The organism is Bacillus marasmi (genome assembly GCF_902168435.1).
GTDB classification, from domain to species: Bacteria; Bacillota; Bacilli; order Bacillales; family Cytobacillaceae; genus Bacillus_BU; species Bacillus_BU marasmi.
This window is the reverse complement of record NZ_LR656174.1, coordinates 140,387-159,126: the sequence shown is the minus strand read 5'-3', so window position 1 is coordinate 159,126 and position 18,740 is coordinate 140,387. Positions and strand designations below refer to the sequence as shown.

The 18,740-nt window shown below is 38.2% G+C and carries 19 protein-coding genes, 1 pseudogene and 1 riboswitch; of the genes and pseudogenes, 13 read left to right on the top strand and 7 right to left on the bottom strand.

What is annotated here, in order from left to right; translation table 11 throughout:
- The first annotated feature begins 73 nt into the window (after window positions 1–73).
- Entirely contained in the window at window positions 74–547 is a 474-nt protein-coding gene (locus FXW34_RS15475) for a FixH family protein (protein ID WP_147534908.1), read from the top strand.
- Between the two features lie 15 nt (window positions 548–562).
- Here the strand turns inward: FXW34_RS15475 and FXW34_RS15470 are convergent, their stop codons facing one another.
- Together FXW34_RS15470 and FXW34_RS15465 are read right to left on the bottom strand one after the other, a co-directional pair.
- Window positions 563–1,039: an Hsp20/alpha crystallin family protein gene (locus FXW34_RS15470; protein ID WP_147534907.1), complete on the bottom strand. Its 477-nt coding sequence runs from the start codon at window positions 1,037–1,039 to the stop codon at window positions 563–565.
- A 132-nt stretch (window positions 1,040–1,171) separates the two neighbouring features.
- Complete coding sequence (locus FXW34_RS15465; protein WP_147534906.1) at window positions 1,172–2,539, bottom strand: MATE family efflux transporter; 1,368 nt, start codon at window positions 2,537–2,539, stop codon at window positions 1,172–1,174.
- A 209-nt stretch (window positions 2,540–2,748) separates the two neighbouring features.
- Between FXW34_RS15465 and FXW34_RS23010 the strand changes: the two genes are divergently transcribed.
- A complete protein-coding gene (locus tag FXW34_RS23010; protein ID WP_187118981.1) occupies window positions 2,749–2,904 on the top strand; it encodes a hypothetical protein in 156 nt (51 codons plus the stop codon).
- 43 nt (window positions 2,905–2,947) lie between these two features.
- Here FXW34_RS23010 and FXW34_RS15460 read toward each other — a convergent pair whose 3' ends face one another.
- From FXW34_RS15460 to FXW34_RS15450, 3 genes are all read right to left on the bottom strand, one after another.
- Window positions 2,948–3,502 carry a GNAT family N-acetyltransferase gene (locus FXW34_RS15460; protein ID WP_147534905.1) on the bottom strand — a complete coding sequence of 185 codons (555 nt, stop codon included), beginning with the start codon at window positions 3,500–3,502 and terminating at the stop codon, window positions 2,948–2,950.
- A gap of 295 nt (window positions 3,503–3,797) precedes the next feature.
- Window positions 3,798–4,922, bottom strand: coding sequence for an amidohydrolase (locus tag FXW34_RS15455; RefSeq protein WP_147534904.1), 1,125 nt, complete (start codon window positions 4,920–4,922; stop codon window positions 3,798–3,800).
- Between the two features lie 102 nt (window positions 4,923–5,024).
- Window positions 5,025–5,804 carry an undecaprenyl-diphosphate phosphatase gene (locus tag FXW34_RS15450; protein WP_147534903.1) on the bottom strand — a complete coding sequence of 260 codons (780 nt, stop codon included), beginning with the start codon at window positions 5,802–5,804 and terminating at the stop codon, window positions 5,025–5,027.
- A gap of 190 nt (window positions 5,805–5,994) precedes the next feature.
- On the opposite strand from FXW34_RS15450, the gene FXW34_RS15445 reads away from it, so the two are divergent.
- From FXW34_RS15445 to FXW34_RS15425, 5 genes and pseudogenes are all read left to right on the top strand, one after another.
- On the top strand, window positions 5,995–6,195 hold the full coding sequence (locus FXW34_RS15445; RefSeq protein WP_147534902.1) for a PLD nuclease N-terminal domain-containing protein: 201 nt from the start codon (window positions 5,995–5,997) through the stop codon (window positions 6,193–6,195).
- The gene (locus FXW34_RS15440) at window positions 6,195–7,103 is read left to right on the top strand and encodes an ABC transporter ATP-binding protein (protein WP_147534901.1); all 909 of its coding nucleotides are present in this window, start codon (window positions 6,195–6,197) and stop codon (window positions 7,101–7,103) included. The genes FXW34_RS15445 and FXW34_RS15440 overlap by 1 nt, the downstream gene beginning before the upstream one ends.
- The gene (locus FXW34_RS15435) at window positions 7,100–7,876 is read left to right on the top strand and encodes an ABC transporter permease (protein WP_147534900.1); all 777 of its coding nucleotides are present in this window, start codon (window positions 7,100–7,102) and stop codon (window positions 7,874–7,876) included. The genes FXW34_RS15440 and FXW34_RS15435 overlap by 4 nt, the downstream gene beginning before the upstream one ends.
- Before the next feature lie 82 nt (window positions 7,877–7,958).
- Window positions 7,959–8,806 (top strand): annotated as a pseudogene (locus FXW34_RS15430) (patatin-like phospholipase family protein).
- 152 nt (window positions 8,807–8,958) lie between these two features.
- Window positions 8,959–9,759 (top strand): hypothetical protein, encoded by an 801-nt coding sequence (locus tag FXW34_RS15425; RefSeq protein WP_147534899.1) that lies wholly within the window; start codon window positions 8,959–8,961, stop codon window positions 9,757–9,759.
- A 56-nt stretch (window positions 9,760–9,815) separates the two neighbouring features.
- Here the strand turns inward: FXW34_RS15425 and FXW34_RS15420 are convergent, their stop codons facing one another.
- Entirely contained in the window at window positions 9,816–10,013 is a 198-nt protein-coding gene (locus FXW34_RS15420) for an aspartyl-phosphate phosphatase Spo0E family protein (RefSeq protein WP_147534898.1), read from the bottom strand.
- 241 nt (window positions 10,014–10,254) lie between these two features.
- Window positions 10,255–10,427, top strand: a riboswitch (FMN riboswitch).
- 161 nt (window positions 10,428–10,588) lie between these two features.
- Here FXW34_RS15420 and ribE point away from each other — a divergent pair.
- The 4 genes from ribE to dapF all read left to right on the top strand — a co-directional run bounded on the left by ribE (window position 10,589) and on the right by dapF (window position 13,993).
- Entirely contained in the window at window positions 10,589–11,242 is a 654-nt protein-coding gene (gene ribE / locus FXW34_RS15415) for a riboflavin synthase (protein ID WP_147534897.1), read from the top strand.
- Between the two features lie 19 nt (window positions 11,243–11,261).
- Window positions 11,262–12,455 carry a bifunctional 3,4-dihydroxy-2-butanone-4-phosphate synthase/GTP cyclohydrolase II gene (locus FXW34_RS15410; RefSeq protein ID WP_147534896.1) on the top strand — a complete coding sequence of 398 codons (1,194 nt, stop codon included), beginning with the start codon at window positions 11,262–11,264 and terminating at the stop codon, window positions 12,453–12,455.
- Window positions 12,456–12,473: 18 nt separating this feature from the next.
- Window positions 12,474–12,941 carry a 6,7-dimethyl-8-ribityllumazine synthase gene (gene ribH / locus FXW34_RS15405; RefSeq protein WP_147534895.1) on the top strand — a complete coding sequence of 156 codons (468 nt, stop codon included), beginning with the start codon at window positions 12,474–12,476 and terminating at the stop codon, window positions 12,939–12,941.
- 68 nt (window positions 12,942–13,009) lie between these two features.
- Window positions 13,010–13,993: a diaminopimelate epimerase gene (gene dapF, locus FXW34_RS15400; RefSeq protein WP_147534894.1), complete on the top strand. Its 984-nt coding sequence runs from the start codon at window positions 13,010–13,012 to the stop codon at window positions 13,991–13,993.
- 43 nt (window positions 13,994–14,036) lie between these two features.
- Here the strand turns inward: dapF and FXW34_RS15395 are convergent, their stop codons facing one another.
- Window positions 14,037–15,872, bottom strand: a complete 1,836-nt coding sequence (locus FXW34_RS15395) for a DNA ligase D (RefSeq protein WP_147534950.1) — start codon at window positions 15,870–15,872, stop codon at window positions 14,037–14,039.
- A gap of 137 nt (window positions 15,873–16,009) precedes the next feature.
- On the opposite strand from FXW34_RS15395, the gene ku reads away from it, so the two are divergent.
- A complete protein-coding gene (gene ku, locus FXW34_RS15390; RefSeq protein ID WP_147534893.1) occupies window positions 16,010–16,846 on the top strand; it encodes a non-homologous end joining protein Ku in 837 nt (278 codons plus the stop codon).
- 293 nt (window positions 16,847–17,139) lie between these two features.
- Complete coding sequence (gene glpK / locus FXW34_RS15385) at window positions 17,140–18,630, top strand: glycerol kinase GlpK (RefSeq protein ID WP_147534892.1); 1,491 nt, start codon at window positions 17,140–17,142, stop codon at window positions 18,628–18,630.
- The last annotated feature ends 110 nt before the right edge of the window (window positions 18,631–18,740 follow it).

The window sequence follows — 18,740 nt, the reverse complement described above, 5'->3', positions numbered from 1 at the left end:
AATATCCTGTCTGTTTATGTCACAATACGTCTGAAGAGTAACGATGTTTTATTGGATAAAGGGGAGAATTAAAATGAAAAAACTTTTATTGCTGATTGCCATGATGTTATTTGCAGTGACCTTAACTGCCTGTGCGGGTGAAGATGAGCAACCAGAGGATGAGTTAAAGTGGGTTGAAGTAGATGTGGAAATTGAGCCTGAAAAGCCAATGCCAAATGAGCCTGTTACATTCAAAGCGGTTGTCACATATGGTGATGAAGTTGTAACAGATGCTCGCGATATGACTTTTGAAATTTGGCGTTCACAGGATGAAAAACATGAGGAATATGAAGTGGAAAAAGCGACTGATGGAGCATATCAACTTGAAAAGACATTTGACAGAGAAGGGACATATTATGTTATTGCACACGTTACCGCTGAGAGCATGCACAATATGCCAAGAAAAGAGTTTGTGATAGGCACTCCTAGTGAACCGGAAGACAAAAATTCTAAAAGTCAGTTTATGGAGAACAACTCAGATATGCCTGAAATGGAGAATGAAAACTAATTACAAAAAAGACGCCTAGAATAATTCTGTGACGTCTATTTCTGAATATTGCTGCTCTACACTTTTAGGTATCTTTATTTCAAGAATGCCATCCCGGTAGTTGGCTGTAGCACCTTTTTTCCTGACAATAGCAGGCAAGGCCAGTCTATGCTTATCATCCCGATTTGGAACATGCTCTACTGTGAGTAGATTGGCTGTATGATAAATTTTCATTGTATTTAACCAATCTTCACTGGAAATGGTGATACGAACAAATACATACTCATGTGTATCAAAAATGGAATATTTTAATTGCGAGGATGACGGATTTTGAAAATTACTATTTGGAAAGCCGTTCTTCAACAAATCGAATGGATTTGAAATTCCCTTCATTTGCTTTTCCAACATCTTTCCCATAAGGTCTTGGGTGAATTGTTGCATCTGTTCTGGATTCATCCCGTTCATCATATTCTTTGATTTTGAATTGAACGGAAAGATATTAAATGGGAACATAGTGTTTCTTCCTTTCACTGCAATTAATACCAAGTTACTGTAGTTCATAGTATGCATGTAAATGCCTAATGGTTATTTAAGTCGGGAACCATAATCAAGTAAAATCAATAGAAAGAGAAGGAGCATTCCAAATCATGGATGCTCCTTTTTGAGTACGATTGCTTGCTGATTTTGCACAAAATACAAACGTATTAATAAACAAATTGCTCCAGTAGCTAGTCCGATAATTAGACCAATCCAATAGCCAAATGGTCCTAAATTAGTGGATTGAACCAAGAAATATCCTAAGGGTAAACCAATTACCCAATAAGAAATAAGCGCCATCAAAAACGTAATATTAACATCCTTATAGCCTCTCAATGCTCCTTGTATTGGCGCTTGAATGGCATCAGAAAGTTGAAAGAAGAGTGCATACATAAGAAACTGAGAAGTCAATTTAATAACAGCAGTGTCTTCAGAATATAAAGCAGCGATATCGCTTCTAAAAAAGAATAAGATTAGTCCCGAGAAACATGCCATACCTATAGCAATTGATATGCCAAGCTGACTGTATTGTTTGGCATCATGAAACCTTCGTGCTCCTACTTCAAAACCTACGACAATCGTTAATGCCATTGAAATACTTAACGGGATCATGTAAAGCAATGAAGCAAAGTTAATGGCAGCTTGGTGAGAGGCAATTGTAGCAGTATCAAACTGGCTCATTAGCAGGGTAACTGCTGAAAAGATACTAGTTTCAAAAAACATTGCTAACCCCATTGGAACCCCAATTACAAGTATTTCCTTCCACAGTGATAAAGAAACAGGGTAAAGTTGATGAAAAATCCGAAAGGTTCTAAACGGTTTCTGTGTATGAATAATGGTGACGGTAATACCTGTAATAATCCAATAGGTGATTGAAGTTGCATAACCGGCACCAACTCCACCTAAAGCAGGTAATCCAAATTTCCCAAAAATAAAAAGGTAATTTAAAAAAATATTGATAGGCAATGAGATTATGGTAATAATCATTGAGACTCGTGTTTTTCCGAGTGCATCTATATAGGCTCGAAGGACATTAAACAAAAACAATGGAATCATTCCGTAGCTCAACGCTAGTAAATATTCTTTTGCCACTGTATGAACATTTGCTTCTAAATTCATTGCACCTAATAATGGTGTTAATGTAAAAGATCCAATTAGGATAACGGAAAATGCAAGAATAGCGGAAAGATAGCACCCTTGAATAACTGAAAATGCCACTTTATTTTGTTGTTTCGCGCCGACCAATTGGGCAATAATCGGTGTTACGGCAAGCATGATTCCGCTTAAACCGCTGAATACAGAAACCCATATGGAAGATCCAATTGCTACACCTGCTAAATCTACTGAACTATATTGTCCAGACATCGTTGTATCAAAAAAATTCATCATAAATAATCCAAGTTGAGTGACAAGTATAGGAAGTAGGATAATTAATAATTGTTTCAGTTTCTCATACGTATTACTAGTTCTTTGCATCGTAGTGCCTCATTTTCTGTATTATTAGTCCGTAGTTTTTAAATGAACTTTTTCAATTTAAGATATTATACCAGAAGAATTTGTGGAGAGGCTGTTTTTCTTGATATTAGTTGAATGATTATTGTTGGAGTTCCTGGATAAGAAAGAATGAAAGTCCAATATTTTGTTAATTATATGAATATAAAAATGAAATGGAAGGAGTATGTTTATTGACCTATCAATTAAAACGGATTAATCCGAATCAGACTCAAGTATTTTTCCATGATGGGCGGTTTGAAACTTTAACGAATGAAGAACTAGATGATTTTTTAGCTGAGATGGGGGAAGAGGAAATAGTATCAGCTGATTTAAGTCTTGAGGAATAGATAAACAAGAAACGCTCCGAAAAATTTTCAGAGCGTTTCTCAATTATGCCAATTGTGACGATTCTTGATGTTGTTCATTACTTCGTAACATGTGGAACATGTATTGATCTTTTGAAATTTCATAAAGATCATAAATTTCACCGTTCGCATTTATTTGATCATACAAGGATTTTCTAATTTCATTAGCTTTTAATATATATGGAAGTTTTTCGGCTGCCTTTAAAGAACGAATATTGGTTTTTCTTATCCGCATGAATATTCTTTCAATGTTCAACTCGTAAAAGAGTTCATCAAAGAAAGCGTCTTTTGCGGGTTTGTTGTACCCTTTACCGTGAAAAGGCTTGCCTAGCCATGTACCTAAAAAACCAGCATTGTCTTGGATGTCAAATAAATTAATCGTCCCAATTGGAGTGCCCCATTCATCAAGAATTGTACGTGAAATTAATTCACCGCGTTCTTCTGCTTCGATTGTCTGCTTCGTGATAAACACAAATTCATCATAGCATTCCGCTTTATGGCGCACAAAAGGGAAGACTTCTGGGTGCGTCATTAAGTCATACAAAGTATGACAATCGTGAAGATCCCGCTTCTTGAGCATGTTAACCCCTCCAAAATAAGGGCAGTTCGAAACTGAACCCATGCATAGAAATCGCGTCGGTTCCGTCCCACCCTCGAAATTTTTTGTGTTGATAAAAAATTTCGGGGTGGGAATCGAACCCACTAGGACCAGAAAACTGGTGGCGCACCATTTGCCTTCCCTAAAACTCTTACATATTAAATTTTTAAGAAATAAACTTACTCCTCATTTCGTATCATACAAGATTTTTTTATTAAATGGTATAGGTATTTTTATGAAATTTTATTAAAGAATATGTTAATTTGTCACAGTTTTTTCACACTTTTGTATAGACAATTTTTCCATTAATCATCGTCCAATTTGGCTTGGCGAGAAAGTGGAAAGGATGGTGATTCCACAGAACTAAATCGGCATCCTTGCCAACCTCTATGCTACCTAATCGATTCTCGATATTTAGATTTTTTGCTGCAAGGATTGTAATTCCCTCTAGCGCTTTTTGCTCGGATAAACCTTCTCGCACTGCAAGAGCTGCACATAAATTTAAATATTGAATCGGTGTATAGGGGTGATCGGTTGTTATAGAGACTTCAATTCCATGCTCGGTTAAGACCTGATAGGTTTTCCAGGTCTTGTTCACCAACTCAACCTTCGAACGCCTCGTTAAAGTAGGACCGACTGATACCTTTAGATTCAGAGAAGATAACTCGGAGGCAATTAGATGGCCTTCAGTGCAATGCTCGATTCTGAGATCTAGGTCAAATTCCTTAGCAAGACGTACAGCGGATAAAATGTCATCAGCACGGTGGGCATGAATACGCACAGGGATTTCCCTATTTAACGCCTGGATTAATGGATTCATTCTAAATGAATCATAGTTTTCCTCACGCCTTGCATTATAAAATGCTTCCCTTAGCATACCCATGATTCCCATCCTTGTTAATGAATCTTCATTTCCGTTGCTATGAATTCTTTTTGGATTTTCACCAAAGGCGATTTTCAGTCCAGCAGTTTCCTTTACCATCATTTTAGCAATATTACAACCACTCGTTTTAATCACAGAGGTTGTACCTCCGATGACGTTAGAGCTGCCAGGCATGACGTGCACTGTCGTTACCCCATATTTTACCGCATCGGAAAACGCATGATCGAACGGATAAACTCCGTCTAGTGCACGGATATGCGGAGTCAACGGTTCTATCGTCTCGTTGGCATCGTTGCCGGCCCAACCAGTTCCTTCGTCATATAAACCGAGATGAGTATGGACATCGATAAAGCCAGGCAATAAAAAACGGCTATCGCAATCAATAATTTTCGTATTTGAATCAGTGGGGAGATGAACTCCAATCGATTGGATTTTACCGTTCTCAACCATGATATCCCCGTTAAAAATGGGTGGGCTAGTAATCGGATAAATTTTGGCGTTTTTCAATAGTGTTTTCATGTTGTATCGGTCCCTATGTGAATAATAGTTTAAGTCTCGCATATTGGTTATTATGACAACAAAATATTTTAATTACTATTTTTTAAAAATAATATGCTTTGTTTAAAATATTCCAGTATTTTGTAAAATGATAATCGCTGCGCCTAAAATCCAGACATATATGGCAAATATTTTTAACGATTGCTTTTTCAAAAATGAAATCATCCCAACGACAGCTAAATAACCAAAAAATGCAGATGATAATGTTGCAATAAACAAACTGCCAAATGTGATGGCTTCATGACTTCCTGTCGCTAGCTTACCGAACTGTAAAACGATACCACCAGCAATTGCTGGTATAGATAAGAGAAAAGAGAAATAGGCAGCTGTTTCGCGATCCAACTTTCGAAACAGACCTGCAGCAATGGTTAGGCCAGAACGTGAAATCGCTGGAAAAATCGCTGCAGCTTGAAAGGCACCAATAAATAGCGCATCACCATAGCTGATATCCTTGGCCTTTTTAGCTCCTGCTTTGACTCGGTCAGCCATCCAAAGAATGGCGCCCGTGATAAGAAATTCCCAACCAATCGTTGTTCCTGATTTTGATATGGACTCAAATAAATCATTGAAGGCAAAACCTACTATAACAGCCGGTATAGTTCCGATGATGAGCAACATTGACTGTTTTCCAAATGGAACTTTTATCATGTCAATGAGCTCTTGTTTATAGACGACGACAACAGCAATTAAGGTTCCAATATGCAGCATCGTATCCAAGAACAACCCTGCTTCATCAAGCTGAAATAAGTGTCGCCCTAAATAAAGATGTCCTGTGCTTGAAATTGGTAAAAATTCAGTTAAGCCTTGAATGAGCCCAAGTATAAACGCTTCAATAATTGACATATTTTTCATCAGTCCTTATTAAAGTACTTGCTTAATCGATTAATACAAATGTATTCACTTTGTCCTAAACAAGAACAATGAAAAAGTTCGATTTCATGAAGTGTTTTTTACGACCAAAGCTAAGAAATACTATAAAATAGAAGTATAAATACGAGCATATATTCATCCTATCCAATTAGGAGGTGTGAAAATGGAATTGTTGGAGAATGTAAATTTTGGTTTGCTTATCCCGATTTTGATCGTTCAATTAATCTTGTTAATCATCGCGCTTGTAGATGTAATCCGTGCGGAAAAAACTAACGGTCCTAAATGGGTTTGGATTTTAGTAATCCTCTTCATTAACATAATTGGTCCGATTGTTTATTTTGTTTTTGGAAGGAGAAATGATTAATGCCTGTCTTTAGTGTGAACGGTTTGAAAAAAAGCTTCCAAGGCAAAGAAGTCATCAAGGGTTTGGATTTTATTTTGCAAAATGGAAAATGTACGGCTTTAATCGGTCCGAATGGAGCTGGTAAAACGACTATCCTTCGGATGCTATCCGGATTGATTCAGCCAACCGAAGGAACAATCCAATTTCATGGTAATCAAACCAATGGAGATATTCGCCAATATATTGGCTATTTGCCACAGTTCCCTGTGTTTTATGAGTGGATGACAGGTTTTGAATTTCTTAAGTATGTTGGACGTTTGGCAGGGTTATCGAAGTTGGTTGCATCAGATAGAGCAAAGGAATTATTAGAGTTAGTTGGACTTAAAGATGCAAAAAACCGAAAAATTGGCAAATATTCTGGTGGGATGAAGCAGCGACTGGGCATTGCTCAAGCAATTATTCATAGACCAAAGCTAGTTATGCTAGATGAACCTGTTTCTGCGCTTGATCCATTTGGAAGGAGAGAGGTTCTGGAACTCCTTGAAAAATTAAAGCAGGAAACAACGATTTTATTTTCCACTCACATCTTAAATGATGCAGAAGAAGTCTGTGATCAAATCTTATTCTTGCATAATGGAGTTCTAGTTGAATCGGGTTCAATGTCTGAACTGCAGTTGAAATATCAGCAGTCGAAGCTAGTCCTCGAGTTTAATGTAAATGCAGCTCAATATATTCGCGCATTTACAAAGCAGGAGCTGATTGAGAATGTTCAGTATGAGGGCAATGAGGTGACGTTGTACGTAAAGGAATTGGAGGCTGCAAAAGCTGAGATGCTCCGTGAAATTGCCGAGCAAAATTGGCCGTTACTTCGGTTTGAGGTTGGTCGTTTAACGTTAGAGGACGTCTTTTTGGAGGTGGTAAAAAAATGATGCAATGGGCGACCATTTTCCAAAAAGAGAACCTGGAAATGTGGAGAAATTTTAAATGGATCTGGTTTCCGATATCATTTATGCTACTAGGGGTATCAGAACCATTGTCAGTCTATTATATGCCGCAAATTATTGACTCTTTAGGGGGAATGCCAGAAGGAACAGTCATTGAAATACCGACTCCCTCCGCTCCAGAGATTTTGTTTCAAAGTATAAGTCAGTTTAATACAATCGGGCTATTGATTATTGTATTAGCATCGATGGGACTCATTTCCGGAGAGCGCAAAAGCGGTGTGGCTGAATTGATTCTAGTCAAGCCAGTTTCCTATTTAGCTTATATTACAGCGAAATGGGCTAGCGCCTTATTATTAGTTTGGGTCTCATTCTTTATTGGATTAATTGCTAGCTGGTACTATGTACTGATTCTGTTTGACAAGATACCTTTAGATGATTTGTTTAGAGCTTTTGTAGTTTATGGCTTATGGCTAACCTTTGTATTAACGATAACAATCTTTTTTAATGCATTTTTTAAATCGCCTGGAGTAGTTGGGTTCATCTCATTGGCAACAGTAATAGTGTTGTCGATAATCACTGGCGCATTATCACATTGGTTACAGTGGAGTCCTGTTCAGCTTTCAAGCTATACTGGGGAATTACTAGTAAGTGGAGAACTACCTGATGGAACTTGGGGAGCGATTATTTTATCAGTTTGCAGTATTTTAGTTCTCTTGGCTGTTTCAATAGTTGTTTTTAGGAAGAAAGAGTTGGCTTAATGATGAAGGTAATTTGAAATAACGATAAAATGGCTTATTCTAGAAATTGGCTAAAGTTATTAGTTTGAAAGGAAGTAGCGTCGTGATAGAGAATGTAGGCCTTGTATTGGAAGGGGGAGGCATGCGCGCGGTATATACTGCGGGTGTTCTTGAAAGTTTTTTAGAAAATGATATTTTTTTCCGTATGTAATTGGTGTTAGTGCTGGAGCTGCTAATGCAGCATCATATTTATCAAAACAAAAAGGTCGGAATCATATAGTCAACATAGATTATGTAACTGACCCTCGCTATCTTTCTTGGCGTAATTTTATGAAACGTCGTGAGTTTTTCGGGATGGATTTTATTTTTGGTGAAATACCGAACAAGCTTGTCCCATATGATTATGATACTTTTTATCAAAGCCAGAGTGAGTTTGTAGTCGGGACTACGGATTGCTATACCGGTAAATCTATTTATTTTTCAAAGGATGATTATGGAAAGGAAATGCTTACCGTCATTAAGGCTTCCAGCTCGCTCCCGTTTATCGCTTCAGAAATCTCTTTTAAGGATAGAGTGCTGCTAGATGGGGGAATAAGTGATCCTATTCCTGTAAAAAAAGCACAACATGATGGCTTTAAGAAGAATGTCGTTGTGTTAACAAGGAATGCTGGATATTTGAAAAAACCTTCGCGTTTTCAGTTTTTGGTGAAGCGGAAATATCCCTATTACACAGGGCTTCAAACGGCGATACAGAAGCGTTATAAAAAATATAATGACACCATTCATTATTTAGAAGAACAAGAAAAGCAGGAGAACGTAATCCTTATTCGTCCAACTGAACCGATTCTAGTTGGCCGGATGGAACGGGATCCTGTAAAGCTTTCTAATCTTTATCAAGCAGGCTATTCAGATGGAAAACAGTATATTGAAAAAATAAAGTATTTTTCATAACGATGACCAAACTTAATAAACTGCTCCGCATATTGCTAGACTTTCTTACAATATACGGAGCAGTTTTTTGTTTGTGGTGAAAAATGCACATGAAAACGCCCCAGTAGTAATAGAATGGTACAAAGGTATAGAAATGGACAAGGAGATAGAAAATGAATATCCAACAATACTATCGCTTTGCGGCAAACGTTGCTTTGAATGGAAGCTTGGCCGCGTTCGTACCAGTGGTTCTGATTCTTTTTTGGGGTATCTATTTCTCAATTAAACTTCCTTTCTTATTGATGGTTGTGCCATTTATTGTGTATAGCTTGATTTGTTATCAAAGCTATTTAATTCAGCAAAATCGTAGTAATGAAGTGAGTGGCATATCACTACATGGCAGGACTCTTACTGATGCAAATAATCTTCTGATTACGTTTTTACCTGCACCATCCTTAAGGATGCTTTTGTTTGATGAGAGCGGTGTGTTGGTCGGAGAAGTAAGGGACAAGCGTTTTTGGTGGTGGAGATGGTTCCTTCCATATTTCATTGATCGATTGTTTCCGAGGTCCTATGCTTTTTATGATAGGAAAAATCAACTTATTGGTTATTATCAAATAGATGACAGAAAAAGGACCTTAAGGATACTTAATGTTGATCGACAGGAAGTAGGCATTTATCGTCAACAAGCGAAAAAGACCAGTTCACTTGTTCGGAGAGGTATTATTCATTCAGTGGACACTGACAACAAAATATACGTAGAAGGGTCTGTGCTTTTTCCGAGGTTGTTGTTACGAAATGAACAGGGGGCTATTATTGGAAAGTTGATAAAAGGATGGATGCCATTAGAATGGGGAAATCGGTTTCAAGATGCAAATACTCCGTATATGAGCTTTTCAGAAGATTTGAGCGAAGTTGAAAAGTTTCTCATCCTCGGAATGCTTGTGGAATATTTTCGCTATACAAGTCACTGAGGTTGATAAGTAAAAAAGCCTGTAATCAGGCTTTTTTACTTGCAGTGAATACTATTCTATGATGGACGGTGTAATACCCTTGAGTCAATCTTATGACTGTTTGCCTGATAGTTTGCAATATATCGATCCAGCTTTTGGCTTATCTCAATAGTCTTTTCACTTGTTAAGCCTTCTTTTAACCCAACACAAATCATTTCCCGACGGAGATTCTCAATCAAACCTAAAAGTTCTAAGCGACTGTCAATTTTTAGCATTAAAATTAGAATCTACTCCCTTAAATATACTCTATTTGCCAATTTATCATGTAACTGGATAAAAGCGCTGTGATAAATACCACTTTTTGATAAATTTTTATCGACATATTTGTATTTTTATTAAAGAATCTGACATTTTTTCAGGAAATCGATTGCAGGAAGTAGACATTTAAGGTAATATGTCAATAAATAAATGATGATGTTGAGGTTGTTTTTCAATCCGTTTTCATGATTGAGGCAATCTCGCCTTCGGGGTCGGGTGAAATTCCCAACCGGCGGTGATGAGTAAGTTCTCTAAGCCCGTGACCCGGTTTTTTATCATAATTTGCAAAAACATTTGTGAATTATTTAAAATCCGGTTGATTTGGTGTAATTCCAAAGCCGACAGTAAAGTCTGGATGGGAGAAGGCATAAAAGCGAAAAAAATGACTTTTTTTACGCTTATTTAAGCATGTATTTAAACCCCGTACATTTAAATGTGCGGGGTTTGTTTATTTTATTGATTATGCGAATAATAAGCATACGCGAATGCCATCCCAAAACAATACCTATCATTTTCGAATAGGGGGGATAAAATGTTCACAGGAATTATTGAAGAAATAGGCACTATGCAAAAAATACATAAGCAGGGCTCGACGTTGGTACTTAACATTCAAGCGAGTAAAATATTATCGGATGTACACCTAGGCGATAGTATTGCTGTAAATGGTGTATGCCTAACAGTAACTGAATTTTCAGGGACAAGCTTCTCAGTTGATGTGATGCCGGAAACCTTTAACTCAACATCTCTAGCGATGTTAAAGCCAGGTTCTAAGGTGAATCTAGAACGGGCCATGGCTGCAGGTGGGAGATTTGGCGGCCATTTCGTTTCAGGTCATGTTGATGGGACGGGGACGATCAAAGCGATAAAACCTGAAGAAAACGCTGTTTATTACACAATTTCTGTACCTAAAGATGGAATTCGTTATTGCCTCCATAAAGGCTCTGTCGCTCTTGATGGTACATCCCTAACGATTTTTTATGTAAAGGATTCAACGATAACTGTTTCGTTGATACCTCATACAAGAGGGGAAACAATACTAGGTAATAAACGAGTCGGCGACATGGTGAACATAGAATTTGATTTGTTAGGAAAGTATGTTTTTTCAATGATTGAACAAAAATCAGAAGATGAAAAGCAAAGTACTGGAATTACGGCTGATTTCCTTAAACAAACTGGTTTTATGTAATTTGAAGGAGGAGAAGAGGATGTTTCATTCTATTGAAGAAGCCTTAGAAGATTTAAAAAACGGTAAAATGGTTATTGTTTGTGACGATGAAGATAGAGAAAATGAAGGCGACTTTATCATGCTTGCCGAATTTGCCACTCCGGAAGCCATTAATTTTATGGCGAAGGAAGGCAGAGGGCTCATTTGTGCACCAATAACCAATGAGCTAGCTAAAAAGTTAGAATTAAACCCGATGACTGAAGTTAACACCGATACAAATGGAACGGCTTTTACTGTTAGTATTGACCATATCAGCACTACTACTGGAATTAGCGCATTTGAACGCTCTGACACCATCGTTAGCCTTTTAGACGATGCAGCAAAGCCTTCTGATTTTAAACGCCCAGGTCATATTTTTCCACTTATTGCTAAAGATGGTGGAGTATTAAGAAGAGCAGGGCATACTGAAGCAGCAATTGACTTGGCTCGTCTAGCGGGAGGAAAACAAGCTGGAGTTATTTGTGAAATTATGAATGAGGACGGTACGATGGCCAGAGTACCGCAGTTAATTGAGATTGCAAATAAGTTCGATTTAAAGCTCATTACGATTCAAGCATTAATTGAATATCGTCTTGTGCATGATTCTCTCGTAAAACGGGAAGCGGTCATTCAGCTACCGACTGAATTTGGACAGTTCGTCGCAGTCGGTTACACAAGCGTTACGGACGGACAAGAGCATATTGCGTTAGTTAAGGGGGACATTTCTGAAGATACACCAACATTAGTTCGTGTTCATTCAGAATGCTTAACGGGCGATGTGTTTGGTTCTTGCCGTTGCGATTGCGGTCCGCAATTACATGCAGCTCTTGAGCATATTGAAGCAAATGGTAATGGAATCCTCCTTTATATGCGACAGGAGGGGCGCGGAATTGGCCTTATCAATAAATTAAAGGCCTATAAGTTGCAAGAGGAAGGCTATGATACCGTAGAAGCTAATCAAAAGCTTGGCTTTAAGGATGATTTACGTGATTATGGGGTTGGTGCCCAAATCCTTCGTGATTTAGGCGTAAGAAAAATGCATTTATTAACTAATAATCCACGCAAAATTGCCGGCTTAAAAGGGTATGGCCTTGAGATTCTTGAAAGAGTTCCAATTCAAATGCCGACAAAGGAAGAAAACAAGCATTATTTAGAAACGAAACAACAAAAGCTAGGACATTTATTAAAACTATAACAAAGGGGCGAATATACTATGAAAAGAATTATTGAAGGAAATTTAATTGGGACTGGACTGCGGGTGGCTATTGTCGTATCACGTTTTAACGAATTTATTACAAGTCGTTTGTTAGGTGGAGCAGAGGATGCATTAAAGCGTCATGGGATTGATGAGGCAGATGTAACAGTGGCTTGGGTCCCAGGAGCTTTTGAGATTCCGCTTGCAGCTAAAAAACTAGCTGAATCTGGTCGCTATGATGCTGTCATTGCTTTAGGAACAGTTATTAGAGGGGCAACCCCTCACTTTGACTATGTAAACAGTGAGGTTGCTAAAGGTGTAGCTAATACAGCGTTGCAAAGCGGTGTACCGGTCATTTTCGGTGTGCTAACAACAGATACTATTGAACAAGCGATTGAGCGCGCTGGTACGAAAGCTGGAAACAAAGGCTGGGATGCCGCAACTAGCGCAATTGAAATGGCAAACTTATATAAACAATTCGAATAGATCGTTTATTAAATATGAAGGGTGTCTAGTACAAGTGCCTAGCGCTTTTCTTTTTCGGGGGAATCATCGTGAATATAGAAGTTTTAAAGGTACATGGATCTGGTAATGACTTTCTATTAATTGATGAAATGTCTGATACCTATACATTTACTGAAGAGGAACGGGCTAAGCTTGCGATTTCGTTTTGTAATCGCGAGTCAGAACTAGGTGCCGATGGGATTCTATTTGTGTTAAACAGTAAAACTGCTGATGCAAGAATGCGAGTGTTCAATGCAGATGGCTCTGAGGCTTCGATGTGTGGGAACGGTTTACGTTGCGTAGCGCGTTATGTGTGTGAAAAATTACAAATCACAAAAGCGGTAATTGAAACGATGAAGGCTAATCTTCAAGTGGAAAAGGAAGCAGATTTATTTCCGGAAATTCCAACTTACAAAGTCGAGATTTCACCGGTGACGTTTCAAGTAAAGGATTTACCGTTAAATCTTCAACAAGAAACGGTAATAAATGAAAAAATCCCTGGTTTATCAGACGATTTAGTTTTTACAGCATTAGCTGTACCAAATCCACACATTGTTGCAATTGTAAATCAAGAGCAGCTTGAATCAGATATTCAATTAAAATTAAGCGAATATGTGAATGGCCCAAACCCATTATTCCCAGATGGAGTCAATGTTAGCTTTGTTAGACCATTACGAAAAGGGCATATTTTTGTTCGCACCTTTGAGAGAGGTGTTGGTTTTACAAATGCTTGCGGGACAGCTATGTCCGCTTCGTCATTAGTGACTTGTTTAGTAGGTTTAAACGATATTGAAGAAACGATAGAGGTGTACAATCCAGGCGGGAAAGTTCGTTGTGCGGTCCATGAAAACGACGGAGTATACAAGATTGATTTAATTGGAAACGGTACTTATGTTTATCGAGCAGTAGTGCATACTACTTTATCAGACTTTTCACCAACTACGGTTGAGAAAACACTTTTTTATCAAAATGAAGCCCAGCAATACGAAAAGCTTCAAGAGCACGCGACAAAGTTTATCCAACAAACCAATTAAACAAATTTAAGAGATAATCGGAGCCTAGAAAGTGGGCTTTCGATTATCTCTTTTTATTTTTGGCTAGAAATTCTAAAATTGGTGTAAGATTTTGTTTATCTTTTGCCTGAAAATAAGCTTGAAAAGGATCACCATTACTCCGTATCCGACTAAGGACATTGGTTATGTTAAAATCGTCTGGTGTTAGAGAGTCCTTGATTTCATCCCAATAAAGAGGGGTTGCAATCGTTGCATTTTTGGTTCCACGAGGTGAATAAGGTGCGATAATCGTTTTTCCTTCACCATGTTGAACGTAGTCAACGTAAAGTCGATTACCTCGGTTTTTTTTCAGCCGCTCAATTGTAAATGAATCTGGAGCTTTTGAAATTAAATACTCAGCTATAAATGTTGTGAATAATCGACTTTCTTCAAAGGTAATTTTTCCATCAGGTAAAGGTAAGTAAATTTGTAGTCCTTTATTTCCAGAGGTTTTAATAAATCCGATTAAATTCAGTTGATCGAGCACCTCTTTGATGAGCAAGGCTGCTTTCACTGCAAGTCTAAAATCATTTTTTGAAGGTGGATCAAGATCAAATACGATTTCGCACGGTGTTGTGCTTCCAATCATTTGAAACGGAATGTGGTATTCAATCGCGAGTTGATTCCCTAACCAAAGCAACGTTTTCAGGTTGTTACAAACAATATAATCAATATCCTCGCTTGTATACGTGTCCACAAAGGCCGGAGCATAATCTGGTCGGTTTTTTTGGTAAAAAGCCTCGCCGAACATACCATGCGGATAACGAATGACTGTTAAGTTGCGTTTAGATAAAAAAGGTAGGAAGTATGGTGCAATGTCATGTAAATAATGAATATAATCGAGCTTTGAAACGGCAGGCTTCTCCCAAATGGGTTTGTCTGGGTGAGTTATATCAATTTCAATTGGCAGGTTCTTTTGTTTTTTTATAAATGAATCATAGCTACACTCATCTACCTTTAAGTCAAAGCGAAATCGATGAAAATGAGGCTCGCGTAATTGATCTTCATAAAGTTCCAAGTACTTTATTTCAACACAAAGTGCTGGCTGGACGTAGATAAATTGCTCATTCTCGCGAATTTTGTTTTCCTTGATAATTGCTGTCAGTGCGCGCTTTTCCTCAGGTGTTAAACCGAACAGGAAATGACCAATTGGCTTAACTGTTTGATTTTCAAAAACTGCGATATGAAAGTATCCATTTTGTTTATCCATTGCTGTAATGAAGCAGGAAACGTATTTCCAATTCTTGAACTTGATCCAGTTTTCAGAACGTTTTCCCGCCTCCCAATAATGTTGTGCTTTTTTTGCGACAATACCTTCACCATCATGAAGGACTATTTGTTCCCAAATATCAGAAAAAACCTCGTTTTCTGGCACCATTTGTAAAAGCTTTGAGGTATTTTCTTCTGGGTGTAGCGGCAGTGATAGCTTCGAAAACAAACGGTGCAGTTCTTGCTTTCGTTTAATATATGGTTGGTGGGTAAAAGACTTCCCCTGTAAAATTAGTAAATCAAAAATCAATAAACGACATGGCTGTTTTTCTGCTTTTTCTCTAATTTTTGCGGGTGAACGCATCCGTCCGCGGACTTGGATGGCACTAAAGTCAGCTTTGTAGGGATTTTCCAGCGAGACTAGTTCTCCGTCTAAAACCAGAGGTAGATAAGGTTCAAAACATTGTTTGTTTGCAAATAAGTATTCTTCTATTTCTGGAAATTGCTCTAATAATGAGTTGCCGTTACGACTTATTAACGACAAGTTGTCATCCCAGTTTAAAATGGCCCGAAAACCATCAAATTTTATTTCGTAATACCATTCTTTTCCTTTCGGGATGTTAAAGGATAGGGTGGGTAGCATCGGTTTCATCATTTAGTCATCCTTTTAATTTGCGAATTCATTTCGTATTTTGCCACGATTCGCTATTCATATCCATTTCCAATTGTTTGGTTGCATGGAAGTACGCTTTTTCACAAACAGTAAGAAAAAAGATAGGAGCTAAACTTATGCACACAATTTGGAAAGGTAGCATCAGCTTTGGTTTAGTAAATATTCCGATCAAGCTGCATACGGCTACAGAGGATAAAGATATAAAACTGCGAACGCTTCACAAACAATGTCATTCACCAATTAAATATGAAAAGGTTTGTCCGGTTTGCGATGTGGAAGTTAAGCCTGAGGAGATTGTAAAAGCGTATGAATATACCAAGGGCAAATATGTCGTTCTTGAAGATGAGGAATTAGAAAAATTAAAGAAGGAAAATGAAGATAGAGCAGTGGAAATAGTTGATTTTGTTAAAATGGAGCAAATAGATCCTATATATTTTGATCGTACCTATTTTATGTCGCCAAGTGAAGGCGGAGTAAAGGCCTATTCATTATTAAGAAAGGCGTTGGAAGAAACGGCAAAAGTTGGATTGGCAAGAATCGTGATTCGTTCAAAGGAACAAATGGCTGTAATTAGAGTTTTTGAAAATACTCTTTTGATGGAAACGATTCATTATCCTGATGAAGTGAGAAAAGCAAGTGATGTTCCGAATGTTCCTGCTGAAAGTGACTTGTCTGAAAAAGAGCTTGAAACAGCGATGTTGTTAATTGACCAGCTTACAAGTGAATTTGAGCCGGAAAAATATACAGATGAATATCGAACCGCTTTAATGGAGTTAATTGAATCGAAACAAAATGGACAAGAAACGGTAACGGCCGCTTCTGCTAAGGAAACACCATCGAATGTGACGGATTTAATGGCCGCACTTCAGGCTTCTATCGACAAAACTAAGCCTCAACAAAAGACAGGAGAAAAGAAAAAACGTGTACTTACAAAAATGAAAAAAGAAGCATAGGCAGTTGATACTGTGCACTTTGGGAGATTTACACAGAACCAAGCATTTAACTTGGAATCTGTCGTAAATCTCCTCCTTTTTTAATAAAATAAATCTATCCCGCCTTAACGGGCAGTAATACCCTAACCTCAAGATTATGAGTATAAAAAGAAGATAGGTGGGGGATAAACTGCCCATAAAGGTCCGATAAGTCCAACTAACCATTAGTGGGGAATGAAGAAAACCCCCACTGATGGAAGTTTCACTTTATAATTGAATGAGGCATAATTGAAAAAGGTAAAGGGGGAATAGCTTTGGAACAATACATCCTTTCATTGGACCAAGGGACAACAAGCTCAAGAGCAATCCTGTTTAATAAGCAAGGGGAAGTCGTCCATACTTCTCAACAAGAATTTACTCAGCATTTTCCTAAACCGGGATGGGTTGAACACAACCCTAATGAAATATGGGCATCTATTTTAGCGGTAATTGCCAGTGTTCTTACCGAAGCAAATGTCAAACCTACTCAAATTGCTGGTATTGGAATTACTAATCAAAGAGAAACAACAGTGGTTTGGGACAAGCAAACTGGGGTTCCGGTTTATAATGCAATTGTTTGGCAATCGAGACAAAGTCATGATATCTGTGAAGAGCTTAAATCCAAGGGCCATAGTGAACTTTTTCGAGATAAGACAGGTTTGCTCATCGATGCTTATTTTTCTGGAACAAAGGTGAAATGGATTTTAGATCATGTTGAAGGTGCTAGAGATAAAGCTGAACAGGGTAATCTTTTGTTCGGAACTATTGATACTTGGCTGATTTGGAAGCTCTCAGGTGGTGCAGCTCATGTTACTGATTATTCCAACGCCTCACGAACATTAATGTACAATATTCATGAATTGACTTGGGATAACGAATTATTAGAGATTCTAACAGTCCCTCGAGCGATGCTTCCTACGGTACGCCCATCCTCGGAGATTTACGCATATACATTATCTGAGCATTTTTTCGGTAGTGAAATCCCAATCGCAGGTGTTGCAGGAGACCAGCAAGCCGCGCTGTTTGGTCAAGCCTGCTTTGAAACTGGCATGGCAAAAAATACATATGGCACGGGCTGCTTCATGCTCATGAACACAGGGGAGCATGCAGTAACTTCAAAGCAAGGTTTATTAACAACGATTGCCTGGGGGTTAGATGGAAAGGTTGAATACGCCTTAGAGGGGAGCATTTTTGTTGCGGGATCTGCGATACAATGGTTGCGTGATGGATTAAGGATGCTAAAGCACTCTAGCGACAGTGAGGACTATGCAAGACGAGTTGCTTCAACTGATGGTGTTTATGTTGTTCCAGCATTTGTTGGACTAGGCACACCTTATTGGGATAGCGAAGTACGTGGTGCTATTTTTGGTTTAACAAGGGGTACGTCAAAGGAGCATTTCATTCGTGCCACACTTGAAGCCCTAGCTTACCAAACGAAAGATGTGTTGGCTGCGATGGAGCTAGATTCTGGTATCAGCCTGAAAACGCTCCGTGTTGATGGGGGAGCAGTGAAAAATGAGTTTTTAATGGAGTTTCAAAGTGATATTTTGAATGTCCCAGTTGAGCGTCCTAAAATTAACGAAACGACAGCACTTGGAGCGGCATATTTAGCAGGCCTTGCAGTTGGCTATTGGAAAAATCAAGCTGAAATCTCAAAGCAATGGAGCATTGATCGGAAAATTCAACCAACCATGTCAACGGAAGAACGCAACAACTTATATCAAGGTTGGAAAAAAGCTGTTCACGCAGCTCAGGCATTTAAATAAATGTATTTTTGACATGAATTGATACCATTTCCAATATTATATTATAAGCTATATTAATAAAAGCAAATGGCCACGCAACAAATCGTTGTTTGTGGCCATTTTTGGTGGTG